Here is a 23,567-nt window from a genome sequence, read left to right on the forward strand (position 1 = left end):
TATGAACACGGACGTACTGGTCGTCGGCGCCGGCCCCACGGGGCTCGCCCTCGGCATCGACCTCGCCCGGCGGGGTGTGGACGCGCTGATCGTGGAGAAGGCGGACCGGCTGTTCCCCGGCTCACGCGGCAAGGGCCTGCAGCCGCGCACGATGGAGGTCTTCGACGACCTCGGCGTGCTCGACGCGATCCTCGCGGTCGGCGGGACCTACCCGGTCGGCATGGTCTGGCAGGACGGCGAGCGGGTCGGCGAGCACCGGATGTTCGACCCGGCGGAGGCGACGGAGGACTCGCCGTACAACGCGCCGTGGATGGTGCCGCAGTGGCGCACCCAGGAGGTGCTGTTCGCGCGGCTGAAGGAGCTGGGCGGGCGGGTGTCCTTCGGCCGGGAGGTCGTGGGATTCGAGCAGGACGCCGACGGGGTGACCGTGCGTTTCGCGGCGGGAGCGGACGTCCGCGCGCGGTACGTGGTCGCCGCCGACGGCGGGCGCTCGGTCGTCCGCCGGACGCTCGGCATCGGCATGACCGGCGAGACGGTCGACCCGAATCCGCTCCTCGTCGCGGACGTCCGCATCACCGGACTCGACCGGGACAACTGGCACGTCTTCCCGCCCCGCGAGAGCGTCGGCCACCTCGCGATCTGCCCGCTCGCCGGTACCGAGGACTTCCAGGTCGTGGCCCAGTTCCCGGAGGGCACGCAGGTGGACCTGTCCCTCGACGCCATCCGCGCGGTCGTCGCGGCCCGCTCCCACCTGGCCGCCGAGTCGGTGACCGAGGTCCGCTGGGCCTCCGACTTCCGGCCCCGCGCGGCCCTCGCGGACCGTTTCCGCTCCGGCCGGGTCTTCCTCGCCGGTGACGCGGCCCACGTCCACTCCCCCGCGGGCGGCCAGGGCCTGAACACGAGCGTCCAGGACGCGTACAACCTGGGCTGGAAGCTGGGCGCGGTGCTGCGGGGCGGTGCCCCGGCCGCTCTCCTGGACACCTACGAGGAGGAACGCCGGCCCATCGCCGCGCACATGCTCGGCATCTCGACGGGCGTGCACCGGGGCGAGGTCCGCCGCGGCGAGGCGACCCGCCAACTCGGCCTGGGGTACCGGGACTCGTCCCTGACGCAGGAGACACGCACGGCACCGGGCGGGCTCCGCGCGGGCGATCGCGCCCCCGACGGCAAGCTGGGCGACGTCCGCCTCTTCGACGCGTTCCGAGGCCCGCACTGGACGCTGGTGGCGGTGGGCGTGGCGGCACCGGGGCTGCCGGAGTCCGTGCGGGTGGTCACCGGCGAGGAGCAGCCGTCGTACGGGAAGGGACTGTTCCTGGTGCGTCCGGACGGCTATGTGGGCTGGGCGGGTGAGGACGCCTCGGCGCTGGTGAGCTATATGGGGCGAGGGGTCACGCGCTAGCGAACGACAACTTCACCGCGAACGCGAGGAACAGCGCGCCCGCCGCCGAGGTCGCGCCCGCCGACAGTCGCCGCCGGCGCCGGAAGGCGTCCGCCAGCCTCGTCCCGCCGAAGATCAGCGCGGTGAGGTACAGGAAGCTGGCCAGCTGGGCGAAGGCTCCCAGGACGACGAACGAGATCGCCGGGTACGCGTACCCCGGATCCACGAACTGCACGAAGAAGGCGACGAAGAACAGGATCGCCTTGGGATTGAACAGACTGATCACGAGCGCCCTGCGATAAGGCCGCTCGTCACCGGCCCCGGCGACGGGAGCCTCCTCGGCGGCCCGCTCCCGCCGGGTCCGCCACATCCCCCACGCGGCGCGCAGCATCCCCACCGCGAGCCAGGTCAGATACCCGGCCCCCGCGTACTTCACGATCCCGAACAGCACGGCGTTGGCCTGGAGCAGCGAGGCGACCCCGGCCGCGGACAGGGTCATCAGCACGGCGTCCCCGCACCAGACGCCCGCGGCCGCCGTGTACCCGGCCCGCACTCCCCGCCGCGCGGCGACGGAGACGACGTACAGCGAGTTGGGCCCGGGGAGCAGGACGATCAGGACGAGGCCCGCCAGATACGTGGGGAGGTCGATGACACCGAACATGGGAACGAGTGTCGCACTCAGAACGCGTTCGCCGGGACATAGGTGCCCCACACCTCGCGCAGGGCGTCGCACACCTCGCCCACCGTCGCGCGGGCCTTGAGCGCGTCCTTCATCGGGTGGAGGACGTTGTCGTCGCCCTCGGCGGCCTTCTTCAGGGCGGCGAGGGCCGACTCCACCGCGGACCCGTCGCGCTCGGCACGGAGCCGGGCCAGCCGCTCCGCCTGCTGGGCCTCGATGGCGGGGTCGACGCGGAGGGGCTCGTACGGCTCCTCCTCGTCGAGCCGGAAGCGGTTGACGCCCACGACGACGCGCTCGCCGGCGTCGGTCTCCTGGGCGATGCGGTAGGCGTTGTGCTCGATCTCGTTCTTCTGGAAACCGTGCTCGATGGCGGCGACCGCGCCACCGAGGTCCTCGACCTTCCGCATCAGGTCCAGTGCGGCGCTCTCCACGTCGTCCGTCATCTTCTCGATCACGTACGAGCCCGCGAACGGGTCGACCGTCGCCGTCACGTCGGTCTCGTGGGCCAGCACCTGCTGCGTGCGCAGGGCGAGACGGGCGGACTTGTCGGTCGGGAGGGCGATGGCCTCGTCGTAGGAGTTGGTGTGCAGCGACTGGGTACCGCCCAGAACCGCCCCCAGCCCCTGGACGGCGACCCGGACCAGGTTGAGCTCCGGCTGCTGGGCCGTCAACTGCACCCCGGCCGTCTGCGTGTGGAAGCGGAGCATCAGCGACTTGGGGTTCCGCGCACCGAACTCCTCCCGCATCACGCGCGCCCAGATGCGCCTGGCCGCACGGAACTTGGCGACCTCCTCCAGGATCGTCGTCCGCGCCACGAAGAAGAACGACAGACGCGGGGCGAAGTCGTCGACATCCATGCCGGCCGCGACCGCCGTACGCACGTACTCGATGCCGTCCGCCAGCGTGAACGCGATCTCCTGCGCGGGCGAGGCACCCGCCTCCGCCATGTGATAGCCGGAGATCGAGATCGTGTTCCACCGCGGGATCTCCACCTGGCAGTACTTGAAGATGTCCGCGATCAGCCGCAGCGACGGCTTCGGCGGAAAGATGTACGTCCCGCGCGCGATGTACTCCTTCAGCACATCGTTCTGGATCGTCCCCGTCAGCCGGTCGGCCGGAACTCCCTGCTCCTCGGCGACCAGTTGGTACAGGAGAAGCAGCACCGCGGCCGGGGCGTTGATCGTCATCGACGTCGACACCTCGTCCAGCGGGATCCCGCCGAACAGCACCCGCATGTCGTCGATCGAGTCGATCGCCACACCCACCTTGCCGACCTCGCCGTGCGCGATCGGCGCGTCCGAGTCGTAACCCATCTGGGTGGGCAGGTCGAAGGCCACCGACAGTCCCGTCGTGCCGTGGGCGATCAGCTGCCGGTAGCGGGCGTTGGACTCCACGGCCGTGCCGAAACCGGCGTACTGGCGCATGGTCCAGGGGCGGCCCGTGTACATCGACGGGTACACGCCCCGCGTGAAGGGGTACCCGCCCGGCTCGCCGAGCTTCTCGGCCGGGTCCCAGCCCTCCAGGGCGCCGGGACCGTAGACGGGTTCGATGGGCAGTCCGGACTCCGACTCACGCGTCATGCCCACCACCGTATTGCGGTCCCGGGCGAAGCGCCGCCGGGTCGTTCGCAACCGGCCGTCCGGGGGGAGACATCTCAGGGGATGCCGGTGAGACGACAGGGGGTCCGGATGCGTACTACGGGCATGGGGAGATCGTTCGCCGCACTGCTGGTCCTGGCGATGGCCTGCGGCTGTACGGTGCGGACCGCCGACGGGGACGGCGACGGGAAGCGGCATCTGCCGGTACGGATCGAGGTCCCCAAGCGCAGTACGCCACCGGCGGACGACGACCCGAAGCCGAGTGCGACACCGTCTGCTCCGTCGTCCGCTCCTTCCGCCGCGCCCGCCGCCGTGCTGTGGTCGCGCGGCGACTCCGGGCGCGACGTGCGGGAGTTGCAGGCCCGGCTGCGGCAGGTCGCGTGGCTCTACGACGGGCCGACGGGGTCGTACGACGATCTCACCGAACGCGCGGTCAAGGGGTTCCAGGGCAAGCGCGGGCTGCCGAGGACCGGGAAGACCGACACGGTCACCTGGAAGCGGCTGAAGGACATGACGCACGCACCGGGCAAGTGGGAGCTGTATCTGATGGGCGGGCAGCCGGCCGACGCGCCGGACGCGCGCTGTCTGACCGGGCGGGTGCTGTGCATCAGCAAGACGAGCCGGACACTGCGCTGGATGATCGACGGGCGGACGGTGAAGACCGTGTCGGTGCGCTTCGGTTCGGTGGGCACGCCGACCCGTGAGGGCGTGTTCAGCGTCTACTGGAAGTCCCGCCACCATGTGTCGACGCTCTACGACTCCCCAATGCCGTACGCCATGTTCTTCAGCGGCGGCCAGGCGGTGCACTACTCGGCCGACTTCGCGGCCCACGGATACGCGGGTGGCTCGCACGGCTGCGTCAACGTGCGGGACGAGGCGGCGATCGCCGACCTGTTCGACCAGGTACGGAACGGCGACAAGGTCGTCGTCCACTGGTGAGTTCCGCGAGAGGGATCAGGGGCGCGGACGGGACCGGGGGAACGTGTCCCGCCCGCGCCAGGTGCACGAGCCGTAGGTACGGGGGGAACCCCGGCTCTGTGCGACGGCCGATGACCAGTCGGCTCACTCAGTACTGCGCCGCAGCGGCCGAAAATGTCACACCCACCGCGACCGAAACCGCAGTGGGTGAGAAAAGTGCAGGTCAGCGATTCGGGGAGCGGTCAGATCGCGCTGTACGACGGGCTCGGCCACGGGGTCGGTGACATCGTTGCCCCGGGCGAGGCGAGCGGGGCGCCGGAGGTGCCGCCGTCGGGGGCGTGGTGGTTCTTGCGAGGGGACGTGAACTGGCCGTCGTGGTGGTCGTTCCCGTTCCCGTGGCCGTCCCGGTCGCCGTGGCCGCTCTTGTCGTTGTCGTCACGGCTGCCGGTGTCCTCGCCCTTGCCGTCGCCATTGCCGTCACCGTTGCGGTCGTCGGGGCCCGACTTGGCGTCGCCCCGGGTGTCGGTGCCGGACAGGACGCCCTTGCAGTACTTCCACACCCGCGAGGTGCCGCCCGCCGCGCCCTCCAGGGAACGCTTGCGGGTCGGGTCGAGGTTCTTGCCGTCGCGCATGTCCCGGCAGGCCGAGGCGGATCCGCTCCAGTCCCTGCGGGATCCCGCGCCCGGTCCGTCGGAGCCCGTGCCGGGCGCCGCGCCGGTGTCGCCGCCCGCCGTGTCCCGGGAGCCGGCCCCGCCGGAAGGGGAGTTCTCGGGCGAGGGTGCGACCTGAGGGGCCGAGGGCGAGACGAACGGACGGTCCGGGGTGGCGGCGGCCGACACCGACGCGCCGGGTTCCGGTTGGCCGTCCCCGAAGTGCGGCAGGACTCCGGTTCCGGCCGCCGCGGCCACTCCGCCGACCATGCCCACGGCCAGTACGGCGGCCAGTGCGAGGTGCGCGGGGCGCCGCCTGCGGGGACGGCCGGCCTCCGCGTCCGGGGTGCCGATCCGCACGAGACCGGCGTCGGTGCGGCCGGCTCCGGTCCGGTGCCGGCCCCGGGCGGCCGGGCTCACCCAGTCGTCCGTACGATCCGCGCGCACCTTGCGGAACGCGGCCAGCGCGGCCTCCTCGCCGGGCAGTCCGCCGCTGGTCGGGGCGGGTTCCGCGGTCAGCGCCTCCAGCGTTTTCGCGAGGCGTTCGGCCTGGTCGCGGTCGGCCGGGTCGACAGCTTCCAGTGACTCGCCGCGCAGCAACCGCTCTGCTGTCTCGAGGTCCAGCCACTCGTAGCTCTCGTCGGCCATCACATGTCCTTCTGCGTCCGCGGGCGCATATGCGTCACACTCGCGGACGTCACCGCACTGTCCTGCGGTTCTCGCTGGGGCGGCAGGGCATCGAGCGCGCCGGCCGATTCCGGATCGTCGCCGAGGAGCTCGGCGAGCCGTTTCAGACCTCGGTGCGCGGCCGTGCGTACCGCGCCGGGACGTTTGCCGAGGGTCTCGGCGGCGGTCTTGGCGTCCAGGCCGACCACCACGCGCAGCACCACTGCCTCGGCCTGGTCCTGGGGCAGCCGGGCGATGAGCGAGAGGGTGCTGCCGGTGGCCAGCGCCTCGATGGCCTCGCCCGCGGTGTCCGACTCGGCGGGCTTCCCGGTCAGCTCGGTCTCGTCGCCGCCGATGGCGGGCCGGCGGCCGCGCATCCGGATGTGGTCGAGGGCGCGGTTGCGGGCTATCCGGGCGGCCCAGCCCCGGAAGCGGTCCGCGTCCCCGTCGAACCGGTCCAGGTCGCGGGCTATCTGGAGCCAGGCCTCGGAGGCCACGTCCTCGGCGTCCGGGTCACCGACCAGCGTCCGGACGTATCCGAGCAGCCGCGGGTGCACCGCGCGGTACACAGTCCGGAACGCGGTCTCGTCCCCGTCCTGTGCCGCAAGCACCGCGGCAGTCAGCTCCGCGTCGTCCCCCAGCACCCGTGAATCCTCAATACATGGTCGCGATCGATGGTCGCCGCTTCGAGCCGTCGAGGGTGGTGGTGATCGCTCGAGAGTCGCGCTGATCATTCAACTTCCCCGCCCGGCGCGAAAGGCACGTTACGACTTGAAACCGCTGCTCGTCCATGTCCGTACAAAATGCAACTACCTCGTGATCCGAGGTGGGCACTGCGGGGTGTGACAGAAACCGCACCCACGGCGCTGAAGAAAGTACGGGCCGCCGCGCGGCCCGTGCCGCGCGACGGCCGGGGCCTCTCCTGTGGGGGGTGGCGGCTCCGGCCGTCTCCGCGGTCCACCCGTGCCGGGTCAGTCCTTCTTGGACTTGTTCTTGTCCGCGTTCTGCGGGCCGCTCGTCTTGCCCTTCTGCTGCCCCGGTTTCGCGTCCGCCGCGTCCGCGGTGTCATTCGCGTCGGCCGCCCCCGTACCCGTCAGCGTGGCGCAGTAGGCGCTCACGTTCGCCTCGCCACCGGCCGCCGTCACGAGCCGCTGGTACGCCGTGGAGTTCAGCGCCTTGCCCCGGCCCCGGAGTTTCTCGTAGGCGCGGCAGTGGGCCAGCGTGTCCTTCGCGGTGGGCGGGCGCTCGGCAGGGGCGGCGGGGGCCGACGTGGTGGGCCTCGCGCTGCTGTGCGACTCGGCCGGGGTGCTCGCCGAGACGCTCGGGCGTACGTCCTTGCCGTCCGCGGCGCCCTTGGCCCCGCCGCCGCCAGCCGAGCCGATCGCCGCGTAGGCGACACCGCCGAGGGTGAGACTCGCGAGGAGCACGGAGAGCGTCGCCTTCAGCGAACGTGCCCGGCGCCGCTGCGGGCGGGGCCGCCAGTCGTCCCGCCGCCGGGTCCGCGCCCGGTGCGCCCCGGTGTCCCTCGCCGTCCGGAAGGCGGCCACGGCCCGCCGCTCCGCCTCGCCGTCGGACTTCTCACCACGGAGGGCCGCGGCGAGCAGCGCCTCGAGGGGACCGTCGTCGTACGGCGCCTTCGGCGCGAGGGCGGTGCCGTCGTGGGCGGCTTCGTCGTACGGCTGCCGCCCGTCCCCCGCGGTCCGGCCCCGCGCGGTCTCCTCCGGACGCGCATGCCGACGGCCGGGGGCATCGCCGCTCCGCTCGTCACCCATGTCGTGTCCGTTCCTGTCCGATGTGGCGTCCTCGCCTGTCATGTCGACTCCCCCAGCGTCCGGGGGCCTTCATCCGTCACACTCTCGGCGCCCAACTGGTGCGCCAGCCGCTTCAGTCCCCGGTACGCCGCGGTGCGTACCGCGCCGGGGCGCTTGCCGAGGACGCGGGCGGCGGCGGGGCCGTCCAGTCCGACGACGACCCGCAGCAACACCGCCTCGGCCTGGTCGCGCGGGAGCCCCCGGACCAGTTCGAGGGCGTACTCGGTGGAGAGGGACTCCAGCGCCTGGTCGTGGGTGCTGTGCGGGCCGGGCAGGTCCAGCATGTCCTGCTCCAGCGCCGCCGACCGGGGCCGCACCCGCTGCCGGCGCAGATGGTCCAGGGCCCGGTGCCGGGCGATGGTCGCCGTCCAGCCGCGGAAGCCCGCCCCGTCACCCTTGAACCTGCCCAGGTCCCGGGCGATCTCCAGCCAGGCGTCCGACGCCACGTCCTCCGCGTCCTCCCCGACCAGCCCGCGCAGATACCCGAGCAGTCCGGGCTGCACCAGCCGGTAGGCGACCGCGAAGGCAGCCTCGTCGCCCTCCTGGGCCCGCGCGACGGCCGCGCCCAGTTCCCCGTCGTAGGCCTGCACGCGGCGGGGTTCCCCTCCCTGGCCCAAGAACTTTCCTGTCCGTACCGGTTCGTGGCGATTCCGCACCGTCCGGCACGGTCACGCCCTTGCCCATGTCCCCCACGGTCAACAGCGTCGGACCTCACAGAAGTGTCACAGCGGGTCGGACATCCCGGGCACCCGCACTCGAACACCTGTGACAGCTGGCAGAGTTCGTACGCTGTATAGGTGCCACCTGTGTGACAGGTGGTGTTTCTGTGACCAAATTCAGGGGTGGGGTAGTGAGTCGTCGTAATAGCCGTGCGTACAGACCGCTCAGCATGAAGCGGCGAGCGTGGCTGACGCTCGGCGCGGTGGTTCTGGGAGGCGGCGGCATCGCGACCTACGCCGTCGCCAGTCCGTCGACCGACGCCGCGGGGGACGTGCAGCCCAAGCGGCCGGTGAAGGTCTACGACTTGGCGCTGAAGAGCGCCGCGGCCGGCAAGCGGGAGCTGCCGCGCACCGAGACCAAGGAGTTCTCGCTGCTCGGTGTCTCCTGGACGGGGGTGACCAAACCGCTGGAGGGCAAGGCGCAGGTCCGTACCCGCAGCAGCGACACGGGCGAGTGGACCGCCTGGCAGGACCTGGAGACGAACATCGACCCGCCGGAGGACCCCGAGGAGCGCGAGGGCGCCCGCGGTGCGTCCGAACCGCTGTGGGTCGGCCCCTCGGACGGCGTGCAGGTACAGGTCGTCCACGAGGACGGCACCACAAGTGCCGGGCTGCCCAAGGGACTTGAGGTCAACCTCGTCGACCCGGGCATCGCGACCGCCGCGGAGCAGAAGAACGCGGGCGACGACACGGACCCGGCGGCGTTCGCCGCGGACGAGACGCCCACGCCCACGCCGACACCGACACCGACGGTCAGCGACAGCGCGTCCGCCTCTCCGACCGCGACCCCGACCGACACGGCTACGGCCACCGCCACGGCCACACCTTCGCCCACCGCCACCATCCCCACCGCGCCCCCGTCGACGGCCCCCGAGCCCTCGATGGTCTCCCGCGCCGGCTGGGGCGCCGACGAGTCGCTCAGCCCCGACCCGTCGGAGTACAACGCCGATGTGAAGGCCGTCTTCGTGCACCACACGGACGGCTCCAACGACTACTCGTGCGCCGACTCCGCGGCGATCGTGCGCGGCATCTACGCGTACCACACGCAGACCAACGGCTGGAACGACATCGGCTACAACTTCCTCGTGGACAAGTGCGGCACCATCTTCGAGGGCCGCAAGGGGGGCGTGGACCTGCCGGTCCTCGGTGCGCACACCTACGGCTGGAACCGTGAGTCCACCGGCATCGCGGTCCTCGGCAACTTCACCGACGCGGGCGCCTCGAACGCCGCTCTCACCTCGGTCGCCCGGATCACGGCCTGGAAGCTCGGCCAGTACGGTGTCGACCCCAACTCGACGGTCCAGCTGAAGGCGGGCGCGACCCAGAAGAACCTCGCCGGTACGAGCTTCACCGCGGGCAGCCTCTACACCTTCAACCGGGTCTCCGGCCACCGCGACGGCTACGCCACCGAGTGCCCCGGCACCTCCCTCTACGCCCAGCTGCCGACCATCCGCGCCTGGGCGTCCGGCCCGGTGCAGGGACTGAATCTCACCTCGCTGACCGGCGCGGTCCTGTCCGGCTCGACATACTGGACCAAGGGCGCGATCACCGCGAAGTGGACGGCCACCACGCCGGCTTCGCTGATCTCGAAGTTCGAGCTGCTGGTCGACGGCAAGGTCGTCGCCACCGCGCCCGGTACGGCCACCTCGGCCGCCACCACCCTGGCCGCGGGCAGCCACAAGGTCGCCGTACGGGCCGTGCACCAGTCCGGTAAGACCACTCCTGCGACCACCGCGCTGACGGTCGTCACCGACACCACCGCGCCGACCTTCTCCACCACGCCGAAGATCACCCTGCGCACCGGCACGGTCACCACCACGGCCGCCCCGGTCACCCTCGGCTGGAAGGCAGCCGACTCCCAGGCCCTGAAGCAGGTGAGCCTGCTGTCCCCGACGACGGCCACCTTCGGCCCGACCACCACCAGCTCCAGCCGTACCGCCAAGCCCGGCACCGCGAGCACCTGGTCGATGAAGGCGTACGACGTCGCGGGCAACACTCGTACGTCGTCCCCCTCGTACACGCCGATGATCCTTCAGGAGACCTCGGCGACGAAGTCCGGTAGCTGGACGACCCGTTCGTCGACCAGCTACCTCGGCGGCAAGTCGTACTCCAGCGGTTCCAAGAACGCGAGCCTGACCTGGACGTTCACCGGCAAGTCCGCCGCGTGGGTGGTCTCGCGGGCGTCCACCTCCGGGCAGGCGTACGTGTACGTGGACGGCACCAAGGTCGCGACCGTGGACCTGAAGTCCTCCACCACCGCCTACCGGCAGGCGATCTGGACCAAGTCGTGGTCCAGCAGCGCCAAGCACACGGTGAAGATCGTGGTGGTCGGCACCAGCGGCCGCCCGACGATCACGACGGACGGCCTGGTCTACATCAAGTAGGGCCTCAGCCCAGCGAGTCCACCGGCTCGGGCGTCCGCTCCCCAGCACCCTGGGGAGTGGGCGCCCGTTCCGCGTTCACGACGACTCCCGCGATCAGTGCGGCCAGCAGCAGCGCCCCGAACGCCCACCAGGTGGCCACGTTGAAGCCGTGCACCGTGGCCTCGGCCTGCAGCAGCCGCTTGTCGACGCCGGGTCCGGCGTGCGCGGTCAGGTAGGTCGCGGTCACGCTCGCGGCGATCGTGTTCAGCAGGGCCGTACCGATCGAGCCGCCCACCTGCTGGGCCGTGTTGAAGGTCGCCGAGGCCGCCCCCGAGTCACGCGGCGCGACGCTGCCGGTGGCCAGCGAGATGGAGGTCATCATCGCCGTACTCATGCCGAGACCCAGCATGAGCATGCCGGGCAGGACATGGGAGACGTACGCCGGCTCGACGCCGACCTGCGCGATGATCGCCAACCCGCCCGCGGCCACGAGCAGTCCGGGCACGATCAGGGTCCTCGGCGGCACCCTGCTCAGCAGCCGTGCGGCGATCTGAGTCGAGCCGACGATCATCGCGGCCGTCATCGGCAGATACGCGAGCCCGGTCTTCAGCGGCGACCAGCCGAGGACGCCCTGGAGGTAGTACGTCAGGAAGAGGAACACGCCGAACATCCCGACGGTGACGAACAGCACGGTCAGGAAGGCGCCCACGCGCTGCCTGTCCTTGACCACCGACATCGGCAGCAACGGCACCCGCGCCCGGGTCTGCCACACCCCGAAGGCGGCGAGCAGCACAACTCCGGCGACCAGCAGGGTCACCACGAGCCCGTCGCCCCAACCCCGGGACGCCGCCTCGGAGAAGCCGTACACCAGCGCCAGCATGCCGCCCGAGCCGAGCAGCGCGCCCGGCACGTCGAGATGGGCCTCGGGGTGCCGTCCGCCGGGCGCGAGGATCGCCCACGCGCCCGCGAACGCGACCAGCGCGACGGGCACGTTGACGTACAGACACCAGCGCCAGTCCAGATACTCGGTGAGCAGTCCACCCGCGAGCAGCCCGATCGCGGCGCCCGCCCCGACGATCGCCCCGAACACCCCGAAGGCCTTCGCCCGCTCCTTCGGTTCGGTGAAGGTCGTCGCGAGCAGCGACAGCGCGGCCGGCGCGAGCAGCGCGGCGAACACGCCCTGCAGGGCGCGTGCCCCGAACAGCATCCCCTGCCCGGTCGCGGCCCCGCCGAGCGCGGAGGCGGCGGCGAAGCCGACGAGCCCGATCATGAAGGTGGTCTTGCGCCCGGCGAGGTCGGAGATCCGGCCGCCGAGCAGCAGGAGCCCGCCGAAGGCGAGGGTGTAGGCGGTGATCACCCACTGCCGGTTCGCGTCCGACATGTTCAGGTCGGCCTGGGCGGACGGCAGGGCGATGTTCACGATGGTCATGTCCAGCACGACCATCAACTGGGCGAGCGCGATGACCACGAGCGCCCACCAACGACGGTTGTCGGCCATGACCCCATCGTGCGCCTGCCGACGCCCCTTTGGGAACGGCAGCGTCTCTTATTACGGTTTTTTTGCGTCTCCGGTCAGCGCCGCACGGCACCCGTCGCATCCCGGCACAGCAGTCGCAGCGAGCCGTCCCCGGCGAAGCAGCGGCGGGCCTCGTCCACCGGGTCCCACAGCCGTCCGTCGGGCGTACGGACCCAGTGGTCACCGCCGCTGTTCCACCACTCGGCACCCGTCTGGCGGACGACCACCTCACCGGCGTAGGCGCCGAGCCCGCGCAGCACGGTCTCCACGGCGGCGTACGGCGCCCCCTCCCGCCGTATCTCCTCGATCAGCCGGTCGACGCGCCACAGGCTCTGCGCCGAGTAGTCGAGCCGGACGCGTGCGCCCTCGCGCAGGGCCGACACCGCGTCGGCCGCCCAGCGCACGGGTTTGGTCGCGGCGGAGGGCCTGGTCGCCGGCTTGGGTGCCTGGCGGGTCGTCACATCAGCGGTCGCATGAGCCGTCACATCAGTCATCACTTGGGGAAAGCGTCTCAGCGAGGTGTTTCGTCACGCGGATCGGGGACTTCGCGCGGACCGGTGCAGGACCGACCCACCTTCGCCGTATCCCTCCCGGGACGGTCACAGGACCCTCTCGGTAGCGAGGTTGACGCCAGAGTGACGATTCACCCCGCCGCTGCGCTCCTGTCTCTGATGAGCGACTACTTCCATCTCCGCGCGGTGCCGCCCTCGGCCCTGCGCAACAGCGCGAACTGGATGCAACGGCTGTTCGAGGACGACTGGGACGCCGTCCGCGAACGCATCGGACGACATCGGGAGGAGGTGCTGGACAAGTCCTACCTGGACCACGAACTTCTCTACGCCGGCGCCGAGGTGGTCCTCGGCGGACTGCCGGTCTATCCCGGCGACCACGACAAGCCCCCGTTCCTGCTCCTGACGGCGGCCCGGGCGAACCGCGTCTCGGCGTACCTCGGTTCGGCCGACTTCGAGGCCCTGTGGCTGGTCGTCCGCGAGGAGTTGCTGCCCAGACACGGCGGGGCGGCCGCGGAACGGGAGGCGCGGGGGGTGTTCGCGGCGGCGCACCGGGATCTGACGGCGTTCTACGACCAGACGGCGCGGTACGGGGACGCGGTGGTCAAGTGGATCGTCCACTGAGCCGCTCCTCCCTTGAGCCGCCCACCCTCACCCCCGCCGCCGGCTCCTCCGGGACACCACCGCGCGCAGCACCCGGCGGCCCTCCGTCGACACCTCCAGGGCCGGGCGCAGGCCTGCCGGGCCGTGGCCGGAGAGGAGTTCCAGGACGGTGATCTGGCGGCGCAGTTCGGCGGCGACGAGCGGGGACATGCCCTCCGTACGTCCCTCACGGCGGGCTTCGACCGAGTCGCCGGCGTCCTTCAGGGGGTCGAGCAGCCGGTGGATCCGGAGCGCGGCGACCGAGCAGGCGTCGGCCCACACCCGTAGCCCGGCGGCGGACCGTTCGACCGGCGCGGCGGAGAGCATCCGGCGGGCCAGCAGCACGGCCTCGTCCTCACCGGAACCGGAGAGGACAGCGGAGCCACCCGCATCCGCCTCCCCGTCGCCTGCCCCGAACTCCCCGCCCAGCTTGCCTCGAACCTGCTCCAGCCGTTCGCCCCACTCCGCGGCCCCGGCGTCGTCCGCGAGCCCCGCCCACAGGGGCCGCAGGACCTCGTCGTCGCCACCGAGCAGCGGTACGCAGCGATCCAAACAAGCCAACCCGCTGACGGCCAGTCCGCGTTCGTCGGCCTGGCCGATCAGCTCCACCAGACTCATCCACGCCTCCCTCGCCGAGCGGTATTCCCTAACGGAACCCGCACTTCCCCTTACTGCGCGCGATGGCCCGGGAGTGTCACAGGGGCACCACGCCGAGCCGGTCGAGCATACGGAAGAAGAGGTTTTCGGCCAACAGGTCGGGTTCGGCGCTCAGTACGTCGAACAGCGATTCCTCCGCCACCTCGTGCCCCGCCTCGGCCGCCCAGGCGACGGCCCGCGCGGCCGCGTCCCGGGGTTCGAGGAAGTAGTCCTCCAGGGTCAGCCCCTCCTCGCCGCCCCCGATGTACGCGGCCATGGCGGAACGGGCCAGACAGGTCGTCCAGGCCCCGCTCTCCGGCCCCGCCGCCTCCAGGACGACCGACGCGCTGTCCATGACGTATCCGAAGAGCGCGGGCGAACCGCTCTCCACGGCAAGGGCGTTCATGTTCCCGACGTCGCCCTCGCCGTTCGCGTACTCCCAGACCTGCCATCCGCCGGGCGCCGACTCGCGCAGGACCATGCCCTCGGCCCCGGCCAGCGCGTCCAGCTCGGCGAGCGGCCGCTCCCCGCGGCCCACGACGAAGTAACCCCAGTAGCCCATCCCCGGTTCCCCCTGGCTGCTCGGTACGGCTCGAGCCCGAATAGACCACATTCGTACGGCAGTTCGCAGCAGGATGGACCAAATCCGTCACACCGCGACAGGCACGGCGGGACCCTGGTGGGCCTTCTCGTCCTGCATCCGGGTCAGCCGCAGCACGACGGCGGCGGCGAACAGGGCGGCCACGAGGTCGACACCGTCCGCGAACATCATCTGCGGCATGGAGTCGTGGATCTCCTGGGAGGTGTCGGCCTCCCCGGCCATGCTCGACACGAACCGCCCGGCGCCGGTCGTCAGGAGCCACAGCGTCCACCAGGCGTTGACCAGCGCATGCCCCCTGGGCCTGCCCTCGGGGCTGCTCGCGTCCCAGACGTCGAGCATGATCCGACGCGGGTACCAGAAGCCGACGAACGGCACGACCCAGCCGGCGATCACCCAGCCGCGCGCCTTGCGGTGTCCGTCCGGGGCGAACACCTCGGCGTTCACCCGCACCCGCCAGAACCAGATCACGTAGACCACGGCACAGGCCAGCAGCACGGCGGCCTGTGCGGAGGCGGCCACCGCCGTCAGCGTGTCCGCCAGGTCGGCCCGGTCCAGCACATCGTCCCCGAGGTCGCCGCCGACGACATCGCCCGTGACGTCGTACATCAGGAAGTCCGCGCCGAGGGCGAACACGTCGACGGCCGCGGCCACCGCGAGCAGCACCGCGGTGGCGCGCCCGAGCCCGACCGGCGAGCGCAGCCAGAGCTTCGGCGCGCCGACGGGTGGGGACTGGAATCCGGCCGGGGCGGTGCACTGGGTGCACAGGACGCCGTCCGGCGCCGCTTCGAAGTGATGGCAGCGTGTACAGAGCATGGTGAGGTCCCCCCGAGGTGCGGATGATCAGCAGACCGCGCGGGTTTCTCCCCAGAGCCTCACGCGCGGCATGCGGAACATACGGTTCGACGGGCCCGTACGTCCACAGGAATCCCCGGCACCTCAGCCCAGCCGGTCCCCGAGCGCCTTGAACCGCGTCCAGGTCAGGGCGGGCTTTCCCGGGTCCCACAGCTTCTGCACGGTCGCCCGCAGCGGCATCCGGATGCCTGCCGCGACCTGGTCCTGCGTCTGCGCGTTCGGGAAGTCGCACCACACCGCGAAGTACCCGCCGAGGATCTGGCCGTCGTACTTCGCGGGGACGGCAGTCGTTCCGCGCAGGACCCTCGGGGTCCACTCCTCGTAGATCCGCCGGCCCGTCGGATAGTAGAACTGGTTGGGCTGCCCGAGGACGTAGTAGAGGAACTTGTCGTTGTAGTTGACGACCGTGCGCCCCTCGCTCAGATACTCCAGCGGCTGCCGGGCGCCGATCTCCTTGCCCGTCCAGTACCCGACCCGGATGTCGTCGGCGGCCCGGACGGACGTCCCCCGGAAGAAGCCGTCGTTCCAGGCGATCGGGGCCCTGCCGTGCGCCCGGACGGTCTTGGCGCGGTCGTTGAGCCAGCCCGTGGTCAGGTCCTCGACGGTGGCACCGGCGCCGTAGGCCTTCCTGGCGGCGGCGGCGAGCTGCGGGTAGGTCGCCGCCGGGTCGGACACCATGAGCGCGCGGTACTCGTCGCCGCCGAGGTGCCAGTCGGCGCCGGGGAAGAGACCGGCGTACTCGTTCAGCAGGTCGTCGACGATCCTGGCGGAAGCCGGGTTGGAGATGTCGACGGCCCCGCGCGCCGCGTTCCCCGCCGCACTCCGCAGCTGGAGCTCCGGGTGGGCGGCGATGACGGCCCCCAGGTGTCCGGGCGAGTCGATCTCAGGGACCACGGCGATGTGCCGCTGGGCCGCGAGGGCGACGATCCTCTTCACCTGCGCCTTGGTCAGGTGCTGCCTCGACACGATCTCCGGGTGCGAGTCGGACTCGATCCGCCACGCCTGGTCGTCGGAGAAGTGCAGCTGGAGCCGGTTGAACTTCAGGTCGCCCAGCTCCCGGACCCGGTCCTCGATCCAGCCGGCCGTGAAGTTCTTGCGCGCGATGTCCAGGAGGAACCCGCGCACCGGCTTGGCCGGCTCGTCGCGCACGACGCCCTCCGGCGCCGTACCGCCACCGTGCACCGCCTGCTTGAGCGTGCGGGTGCCGTAGAACACCCCCGCGTCGCCCGGCGCGCTGATGACGACCCGCCCGCCGCCCACGGTCATGCGGTACGACTCCGGGTTCGCGCCCTTGCCGCCGTTGACCGTGAGGCGTACGTCCCCGGCGCGTACGTCGTTCTTCCGTCCGGCGTACGTCAGCCCCAGCTCACCGGCGAGCAGACGCCCCTCGTCGGCGAGGCCGGCGTCGTTCACGACCACGCGCCGGCCGGGGGCGGGACGCCAGCCAGGACCGCGCGCCGGGGTGTGGGCGCGGACGGCCGGGATGGTGCGGGGTGTGGTGGACAGCGGGTACGACCGGGTGGGGCTGGGGGCCGGATTCGGGGCCCTCGAAGGGGCCGGGGAGCCTTCCGCTCTGCCGCCCATGGGTGACTCGGCCTGGGACCGGGCCGATCCGGCCGGGTCGCTGTCGCCGCCCGCCCACAGACCGAGACCCAACCCGACCGCGACGGTGACGACGACCGCCCCCGCGATCAGCCCTCGCGTCTGCTTCTCCGTTCGCTTCCTGTGCTGGCTCACATTGTCAACCTAGGGCCTGGTGAGGGAGGACCGCGTCCTGCACCCGTACCGAAACGCCCCCGTCCGGGTGAAATTCGGGCATCCGTCGGACAGATCATGTCCACTCTCGATAGCGTGGCGTCACACCGCTCACAGCTTCCCCTGCCGAAACACACGTGACGCCCACACATTCTCCTGGCCGACTGGCCATACCGTCCCTGCCCACCGTCCTGGACGCCTTCAACATCGCGCCCGCCGACGAGGCCAGGCCCTTTCTCCTGGACTGCCTGCACAGCCTCCGCTGGGCGGAGCGGGTCGCGGCCCACCGCCCCTACCCGACCGTGGACGCCCTGCTGGCCGCGTCGGACGAGGCGGCGTACGACCTGACCGTGGCGGATCTCTCCGAGGCCCTGGCGGCCGAGTCCCTGCCGGCGCTGCCGGACGGGGTCTACTCGGCGGCCCACATGGCCATGGACGCGGCCCACGCGGCCTATGAGGCCCGCTTCGGACACGCTTTCGTCATCTGCCTGGACGGCCTGCCCCCGGCAGAGGCGCTGGATCACGTCCTGGCGGGCATCCGGTCACGATTGACGAACGATCCGGAGGAAGAACGGGTGGTGGCGGCCGAGGAACTCCGCCGCATCGCGAGGGGCCGGCTGGTGTCCGCCCTGAGGGGCGCGGGGCGGTAGTCGATGTGCGGCTGCCGCCGCGTGGGCGCGACCGGCCCCCACGGCGCCGCACCCGGCACATAACAGCTCAGACCACCCCAATAGCTGTCGAGTACCCCCATCTGCGTGCCACTTTGATCACACAGGTAGGCCCGGGGTAAGCCCAGCGGCAGCGCATCGCTACGATGCTGGGGGCCGGTGGACCGTACCCGGCCGGGCCCGACCGACAGCACAAGCCGGCTGGCCCCGATACCCCGCTCCCGGAGGGACTTCCGTGCCGGCTGGAACGCTGTACCGCGGCCGGGAAGGAATGTGGTCCTGGGTGGCTCATCGAGTCACCGGCGTCCTCATCTTCTTCTTCCTGTTCGTTCACGTGCTGGACACCGCTCTCGTCCGTGTCTCCCCCGAGGACTACGACAAGGTCGTGTCCACGTACAAGACCCCGCTCGTCGCGTGCCTGGAGTACGGCCTCGTGGCCGCCATCCTCTTCCACGCTCTCAACGGCCTGCGCGTCATCGCCGTCGACTTCTGGTCGAAGGGCCCGCGCTACCAGAAGCAGATGTTCTGGGCCGTGGCCGGCATCTGGGTCGTGCTGATGCTCGGGGCGATCTACCCCGTCCTCGGCCACGCCGCTCGTGAACTGTTCGGGAGCTGACACCGATGGCGACCACTGAAACCACCGCTTCCGGCATCGGCCCCGTAGAGGGCGCGTCCGGCTACGGCGTCGACAACCCGGCGCCCCTGATCGAGGCCCCGCGCAAGCGCACGAAGAAGACGCCTCGCTCGACCCGTGGCAATTTCGAGATGGCCGCGTGGCTGTTCATGCGCCTGTCCGGCATCGTGCTGGTCGTCCTGGTCATCGGCCACCTGCTGATCCAGCTGGTACTGGACGGCGGCGTGTCGAAGGTCGGCTTCGCGTTCGTCGCGGGCCGCTGGGCGTCCCCGTTCTGGCAGGTCTGGGACCTGTTGATGCTGTGGCTCGCGATGCTGCACGGCGCCAACGGCCTGCGCACGATCATCAACGACTACGCGGAGCGCCCGAACACCCGCCTGTGGCTGAAGGGCCTGCTCTACACCGCCACGGTGTTCACCATCCTGCTCGGCACGCTGGTGATCTTCACCTTCGACCCGAACATCCGCTAGGCACGGGGCTGCGAGAATCATGAAGATCCACAAGTACGACACCGTCATCGTCGGCGCCGGTGGCGCGGGCATGCGCGCGGCCATCGAGTCGACGAAGCGCAGCCGCACCGCCGTGCTGACCAAGCTCTACCCCACCCGCTCCCACACGGGCGCCGCGCAGGGCGGCATGGCCGCCGCGCTGGCCAACGTGGAGGAGGACAACTGGGAGTGGCACACCTTCGACACGGTCAAGGGCGGTGACTACCTGGTCGACCAGGACGCCGCAGAGATCCTGGCGAAGGAGGCCATCGACTCGGTCCTCGACCTGGAGAAGATGGGCCTGCCGTTCAACCGCACGCCGAACGGCACGATCGACCAGCGCCGCTTCGGCGGTCACTCCCGTAACCACGGTGAGGCGCCGGTCCGCCGCTCCTGCTACGCGGCCGACCGCACCGGCCACATGATCCTCCAGACGCTGTACCAGAACTGCGTCAAGGAGGGCGTGGAGTTCTTCAACGAGTTCTACGTCCTGGACCAGCTGATCACCGAGGTCGACGGCGTCAAGCGCTCGGCCGGTGTCGTGGCGTACGAACTGGCGACCGGCGAGATCCACGTCTTCCAGGCGAAGGCCGTGATCTACGCGTCCGGTGGCTGCGGCAAGTTCTTCAAGGTGACGTCGAACGCGCACACGCTGACCGGTGACGGCCAGGCGGCGGTCTACCGCCGTGGCCTGCCCCTGGAGGACATGGAGTTCTTCCAGTTCCACCCGACCGGCATCTGGCGCATGGGCATCCTGCTGACGGAGGGCGCCCGCGGTGAGGGCGGCATCCTCCGCAACAAGGACGGCGAGCGCTTCATGGAGAAGTACGCGCCGGTCATGAAGGACCTCGCGTCCCGTGACGTCGTGTCCCGCTCCATCTACACGGAGATCCGCGAGGGCCGCGGCTGCGGTCCCGAGGGTGACCACGTCTACCTGGACCTCACCCACCTCCCGCCGGAGCAGCTGGACGCGAAGCTGCCCGACATCACGGAGTTCGCCCGTACCTACCTCGGTATCGAGCCGTACACGGACCCGATCCCGATCCAGCCCACCGCGCACTACGCGATGGGCGGCATCCCGACGAACGTCGAGGGTGAGGTGCTCGCCGACAACACCACGGTGGTCCCGGGCCTGTACGCGGCCGGCGAGGTGGCCTGTGTCTCGGTCCACGGCGCCAACCGCCTGGGCACGAACTCGCTCCTCGACATCAACGTGTTCGGCAAGCGGGCCGGTATCGCCGCCGCCGAGTACTCCCAGAAGGCGGACTACGTCGAGCTGCCGGAGAACCCGGCGGAGCTGGTCATCGCGCAGGTCGAACGGCTGCGGGACGCGACGGGCACCGAGCGCGTGTCGGTCATCCGCCGCGAGCTGCAGGAGACCATGGACGCGAACGTCATGGTGTTCCGCACCGAGCAGACGATCAAGACGGCGGTCGAGAAGATCGCGGAACTGCGCGAGCGCTACCTGAACGTCTCGATCCAGGACAAGGGCCGGCGTTTCAACACGGACCTGCTGGAGGCGATCGAGCTCGGCAACCTGCTGGACCTCGCCGAGGTCATGGCGGTCTCCGCGCTGGCCCGCAAGGAGTCCCGTGGCGGTCACTACCGCGAGGACTACCCGAACCGGGACGACGTCAACTTCATGCGCCACACCATGGCGTACCGCGAGGTGGGCGACGACGGCGCCGAGTCCATCCGTCTCGACTACAAGCCGGTCGTCCAGACCCGCTACCAGCCGATGGAGCGTAAGTACTGATGGCAACCCCGACCCTGGACAAGGCGGACGCGGCCGGCACACCCGAGCCCGGCTTCGCCGACTCCCCGTACATCACGGCCACCTTCCGTATCCGCCGCTTCAACTCCGAGGTCTCGGCGGAAGCGGTCTGGGAAGACTTCCAGCTGGAGATCGACCCGAAGGAACGTGTCCTCGACGCCCTCCACAAGATCAAGTGGGAGCAGGACGGCACGCTGACCTTCCGCCGCTCCTGCGCGCACGGCATCTGCGGCTCGGACGCCATGCGGATCAACGGCAAGAACCGCCTTGCCTGCAAGACCCTGATCAAGGACATCAACCCCGAGAAGCCGATCACGGTCGAGGCCATAAAGGGCCTGACGGTCCTCAAGGACCTGGTCGTCGACATGGACCCGTTCTTCCAGGCGTACCGCGACGTCATGCCCTTCCTCATCACGAAGGACACGAACGAGCCGACGCGCGAACGCCTCCAGACGGCCGAGGACCGCGAGCGCTTCGACGACACGACGAAGTGCATCCTGTGCGCTGCCTGCACGTCGTCCTGCCCGGTCTTCTGGAACGACGGCCAGTACTTCGGCCCGGCGGCCATCGTCAACGCCCACCGCTTCATCTTCGACAGCCGTGACGAGGCGGGCGAGCAGCGACTGGAGATCCTCAACGACCGGGACGGCGTGTGGCGCTGCCGCACGACGTTCAACTGCACGGACGCCTGCCCGCGCGGGATCGAGGTCACGAAGGCGATCCAGGAAGTGAAGAGGGCGCTGATCACTCGGCGTTACTGATCTTTCCAGCTCTGCATCAGGGCCCTGCTTCCTTCACTTGGGAAACAGGGCCCTCTGGTATATCTGGCAAAAATTCGCCCTCTACCGAATACTTCGTTCCGCCTGTCACACTCCGGGCACAATGCCCAATAAGTGGGGGGCGGTTCATGGAGCGGAGCAAAGAACCGTACATATGGCCAGGCGTTCCGTATCCGCTCGGTTATGCGGAAGCCTCGGCCGCGACCCAGACAGTGGCTGCGCCATTACTCGCGGGCGCTTCACTGACCTTGCTCGGTGTCGTCGTCGTCGATGACAGCACGTTCCGCTGGCCAGGGGCGACACTGCTCCTCGTCGTCTCGGCGTCCATCACCCTGATCGCGAGCATCCAGGTGGGCGCGGACGCACGCCGGTTCCTCTACAACAGGCAGACGCTCGAGGCCTGGTACACGGAGGACGAACTGAAGCGCGGCCCGCGAGCGCTGGCCGAGCGCGAGAAACATTTCATCCAGTGGAAGATCCGCAACCAACGCGCGGTGATCGCGTTCAATGCGGGCACCATGCTGCTGATCTTCGCGATCACATCGGTACTGGTTCCCCCTGGCGGAGATCAAGCCGCCTGGCGCTGGATCGCCACCGGCCTGGCACTGCTGGGCGCCTTTGGCGAGGCCTGGTGGATGTATCACCTCTTCTTCCGGGAGTTCAGGAAGCGCCCGGACAAGCAGAAATCCCTGGACGGAGGAACGAAGTGACGTTGTACGACGTGACACTGCCGGGCGAACCTCCTGTCGCGCACTTGTGCGGCGGATGCGAAGAGATCTTCCACGGAATCTTCGGGCACGGAGATCTGCAGAAGTGGTACCAGACTGTCGAGCGGCGTGATGCCGAAGCGCTGCGGTTGTACATCCACCAGTCGAGGGCGCATGAGTTGCACAGGACGACCTGTGCCTTCAGGTGTCTTCCACCAGCCGTCGTCGCCCTCAGCACACCCGATCAGCTCAGGGCGGAGCTCAGGAAGGTGCAGGCGATCCTTCCCGAGTACTAGGACGCTGAGGGATCGTCACGATCCTGCGCCGACGACTCTGAGGTCCAGCCCCCTGGGTGGTTGTACCGTCGGTCCTGTCGCCGAACCCCGGCGAACAGGTCCGATACCTCGGAGAACATGACCTCCTCGGAGGCGCGGTCCGCGGGCAGGGGGTAGTGCAACGCGTCGAGCAGGTCGAAGCGGTGCAGGTCGTACACCACATGCATGAGGCCCGAGTACGCCTGCGCCGCGGTCACAGCGCCCTTGTACGAAACGGCGGCAAGGGCCAGGGCGGCTCCGCACAGCCACCACTGTGACGGCTCGTCGTACAGGGCGGCTGTCCCGACCCCCATGAGGGCGAGGAACGCCCAGCAGAAATTCACCGCGGTCTCGAGTGCGTCCCGGGTCGAGCGGAGTACCTCGGACATGCGATCGGAGACCTGCAGGTAGATGCGGGGCCAGGAGCTCAGCGTCCTCAGACCGTAGCGTTCACCCGCGCTCAGCTCCCCGGCGCGCAGGGCGTTACCGAGTGCCGTGGGCAGCAGGACGTGGGCCGGCGGGTGAGCGGCGAGTCGGCGGCGTGCGTCCGCGCGTAGGCGCAGCTCCCGGTCCCCGCCCGTCTGGCCGTGAGCCCGCCGGTGGAGTGCCTGCCAGCGCCTGCGCTGCAGCCGGGCCAAGAGCCCCGCGAGCCTGGCCGTGAGTACCCAGCGGTCCCAGTAACCCTCCAGAACGCGCACTAGACGCACTTGGAACGGCTGCACCAGCAGCCCGAGCAGTGCCGCGCAGACAACGACCGCCAGGATCACCCCCAGCGCGGCCTCCGGCCCTTGCGGCCTCAACGCTCTCCAGTTGCTCCGCCCTGAAAAACTCCCCGCCCGCACCAGCGCGAGCACCCCGGCGACGAACAGCGCGCACGGCGCGAAACGCACCGACAGCACCCGTCGCACGA

General features: G+C 70.5%; 23 protein-coding genes. 10 read left to right on the top strand and 13 right to left on the bottom strand.

Annotated features, from left to right (window positions below):
* Position 1: 1 nt before the first annotated feature.
* Positions 2–1,399: an FAD-dependent oxidoreductase gene (locus BFN33_RS31275; protein WP_069763503.1), complete on the top strand. Its 1,398-nt coding sequence runs from the start codon at positions 2–4 to the stop codon at positions 1,397–1,399.
* Here BFN33_RS31275 and leuE read toward each other — a convergent pair.
* Both leuE and BFN33_RS31285 read right to left on the bottom strand, forming a co-directional pair.
* Positions 1,389–2,039, bottom strand: a complete 651-nt coding sequence (leuE, locus tag BFN33_RS31280; protein WP_069763504.1) for a leucine efflux protein LeuE — start codon at positions 2,037–2,039, stop codon at positions 1,389–1,391. The genes BFN33_RS31275 and leuE overlap by 11 nt on opposite strands.
* 17 nt (positions 2,040–2,056) lie before the next feature.
* Positions 2,057–3,637 carry a methylmalonyl-CoA mutase gene (locus BFN33_RS31285; protein ID WP_069763505.1) on the bottom strand — a complete coding sequence of 527 codons (1,581 nt, stop codon included), beginning with the start codon at positions 3,635–3,637 and terminating at the stop codon, positions 2,057–2,059.
* A gap of 123 nt (positions 3,638–3,760) precedes the next feature.
* Between BFN33_RS31285 and BFN33_RS31290 the strand changes: the two genes are divergently transcribed.
* On the top strand, positions 3,761–4,594 hold the full coding sequence (locus BFN33_RS31290; protein ID WP_069763506.1) for a L,D-transpeptidase family protein: 834 nt from the start codon (positions 3,761–3,763) through the stop codon (positions 4,592–4,594).
* Positions 4,595–4,815: 221 nt separating this feature from the next.
* Here BFN33_RS31290 and BFN33_RS52135 read toward each other — a convergent pair whose 3' ends face one another.
* From BFN33_RS52135 to BFN33_RS31310, 4 genes are all read right to left on the bottom strand, one after another.
* Positions 4,816–5,871, bottom strand: coding sequence for a hypothetical protein (locus tag BFN33_RS52135; RefSeq protein WP_069763507.1), 1,056 nt, complete (start codon positions 5,869–5,871; stop codon positions 4,816–4,818).
* Positions 5,871–6,533, bottom strand: coding sequence for an RNA polymerase sigma factor (locus BFN33_RS31300; protein ID WP_069763508.1), 663 nt, complete (start codon positions 6,531–6,533; stop codon positions 5,871–5,873). Before BFN33_RS31300 ends, BFN33_RS52135 begins: the two co-directional genes overlap by 1 nt.
* A 327-nt stretch (positions 6,534–6,860) precedes the next feature.
* Positions 6,861–7,703: a hypothetical protein gene (locus BFN33_RS31305; protein ID WP_069763509.1), complete on the bottom strand. Its 843-nt coding sequence runs from the start codon at positions 7,701–7,703 to the stop codon at positions 6,861–6,863.
* Complete coding sequence (locus tag BFN33_RS31310; protein WP_069763510.1) at positions 7,700–8,317, bottom strand: RNA polymerase sigma factor; 618 nt, start codon at positions 8,315–8,317, stop codon at positions 7,700–7,702. The genes BFN33_RS31305 and BFN33_RS31310 overlap by 4 nt, the downstream gene beginning before the upstream one ends.
* A gap of 272 nt (positions 8,318–8,589) precedes the next feature.
* Here BFN33_RS31310 and BFN33_RS31315 point away from each other — a divergent pair, with 272 nt between their 5' ends.
* Positions 8,590–10,803: a peptidoglycan recognition protein gene (locus BFN33_RS31315; protein ID WP_176742503.1), complete on the top strand. Its 2,214-nt coding sequence runs from the start codon at positions 8,590–8,592 to the stop codon at positions 10,801–10,803.
* 4 nt (positions 10,804–10,807) lie between these two features.
* On the opposite strand, the gene BFN33_RS31320 is transcribed toward BFN33_RS31315, so the two are convergent.
* Both BFN33_RS31320 and BFN33_RS31325 read right to left on the bottom strand, forming a co-directional pair.
* A complete protein-coding gene (locus BFN33_RS31320) occupies positions 10,808–12,280 on the bottom strand; it encodes an MFS transporter (protein ID WP_069763512.1) in 1,473 nt (490 codons plus the stop codon).
* 74 nt (positions 12,281–12,354) lie between these two features.
* Entirely contained in the window at positions 12,355–12,792 is a 438-nt protein-coding gene (locus BFN33_RS31325; protein WP_370743328.1) for a hypothetical protein, read from the bottom strand.
* A 177-nt stretch (positions 12,793–12,969) separates the two neighbouring features.
* Between BFN33_RS31325 and BFN33_RS31330 the strand changes: the two genes are divergently transcribed.
* Positions 12,970–13,431 (top strand): DUF1877 domain-containing protein, encoded by a 462-nt coding sequence (locus tag BFN33_RS31330; RefSeq protein ID WP_069763514.1) that lies wholly within the window; start codon positions 12,970–12,972, stop codon positions 13,429–13,431.
* A 27-nt stretch (positions 13,432–13,458) separates the two neighbouring features.
* Here the strand turns inward: BFN33_RS31330 and BFN33_RS31335 are convergent, their stop codons facing one another.
* The 4 genes from BFN33_RS31335 to BFN33_RS31350 form a co-directional block, all read right to left on the bottom strand.
* The gene (locus BFN33_RS31335) at positions 13,459–14,067 is read right to left on the bottom strand and encodes a hypothetical protein (RefSeq protein WP_069763515.1); all 609 of its coding nucleotides are present in this window, start codon (positions 14,065–14,067) and stop codon (positions 13,459–13,461) included.
* A 76-nt stretch (positions 14,068–14,143) separates the two neighbouring features.
* Positions 14,144–14,647 (bottom strand): hypothetical protein, encoded by a 504-nt coding sequence (locus BFN33_RS31340; RefSeq protein WP_069763516.1) that lies wholly within the window; start codon positions 14,645–14,647, stop codon positions 14,144–14,146.
* An 87-nt stretch (positions 14,648–14,734) separates the two neighbouring features.
* A complete protein-coding gene (locus BFN33_RS31345; RefSeq protein WP_069763517.1) occupies positions 14,735–15,499 on the bottom strand; it encodes a DUF4328 domain-containing protein in 765 nt (254 codons plus the stop codon).
* A gap of 123 nt (positions 15,500–15,622) precedes the next feature.
* On the bottom strand, positions 15,623–17,275 hold the full coding sequence (locus tag BFN33_RS31350; RefSeq protein ID WP_069763518.1) for a family 20 glycosylhydrolase: 1,653 nt from the start codon (positions 17,273–17,275) through the stop codon (positions 15,623–15,625).
* Positions 17,276–17,430: 155 nt separating this feature from the next.
* Here BFN33_RS31350 and BFN33_RS31355 point away from each other — a divergent pair, with 155 nt between their 5' ends.
* The 6 genes from BFN33_RS31355 (at position 17,431) to BFN33_RS31380 (ending at position 22,346) form a co-directional block, all read left to right on the top strand.
* On the top strand, positions 17,431–17,943 hold the full coding sequence (locus tag BFN33_RS31355) for a 2-oxo-4-hydroxy-4-carboxy-5-ureidoimidazoline decarboxylase (RefSeq protein WP_069763519.1): 513 nt from the start codon (positions 17,431–17,433) through the stop codon (positions 17,941–17,943).
* A gap of 253 nt (positions 17,944–18,196) precedes the next feature.
* Positions 18,197–18,577 carry a succinate dehydrogenase, cytochrome b556 subunit gene (gene sdhC, locus BFN33_RS31360; protein ID WP_079141096.1) on the top strand — a complete coding sequence of 127 codons (381 nt, stop codon included), beginning with the start codon at positions 18,197–18,199 and terminating at the stop codon, positions 18,575–18,577.
* 5 nt (positions 18,578–18,582) lie between these two features.
* A complete protein-coding gene (locus BFN33_RS31365) occupies positions 18,583–19,065 on the top strand; it encodes a succinate dehydrogenase hydrophobic membrane anchor subunit (protein WP_069763521.1) in 483 nt (160 codons plus the stop codon).
* Between the two features lie 19 nt (positions 19,066–19,084).
* Positions 19,085–20,839: a succinate dehydrogenase flavoprotein subunit gene (gene sdhA, locus BFN33_RS31370; RefSeq protein WP_069763522.1), complete on the top strand. Its 1,755-nt coding sequence runs from the start codon at positions 19,085–19,087 to the stop codon at positions 20,837–20,839.
* Positions 20,839–21,618, top strand: a complete 780-nt coding sequence (locus tag BFN33_RS31375) for a succinate dehydrogenase iron-sulfur subunit (RefSeq protein WP_069763523.1) — start codon at positions 20,839–20,841, stop codon at positions 21,616–21,618. Before sdhA ends, BFN33_RS31375 begins: the two co-directional genes overlap by 1 nt.
* 146 nt (positions 21,619–21,764) lie before the next feature.
* Entirely contained in the window at positions 21,765–22,346 is a 582-nt protein-coding gene (locus tag BFN33_RS31380; protein ID WP_141758007.1) for a hypothetical protein, read from the top strand.
* 289 nt (positions 22,347–22,635) lie between these two features.
* Here the strand turns inward: BFN33_RS31380 and BFN33_RS31390 are convergent, their stop codons facing one another.
* Positions 22,636–23,565, bottom strand: a complete 930-nt coding sequence (locus BFN33_RS31390) for a hypothetical protein (RefSeq protein WP_069763526.1) — start codon at positions 23,563–23,565, stop codon at positions 22,636–22,638.
* Between the last annotated feature and the right edge of the window lie 2 nt (positions 23,566–23,567).

The sequence above is a fragment of the Streptomyces sp. LUP47B genome (assembly GCF_001746295.1).
Classification (GTDB): Bacteria; Actinomycetota; Actinomycetes; order Streptomycetales; family Streptomycetaceae; genus Streptomyces.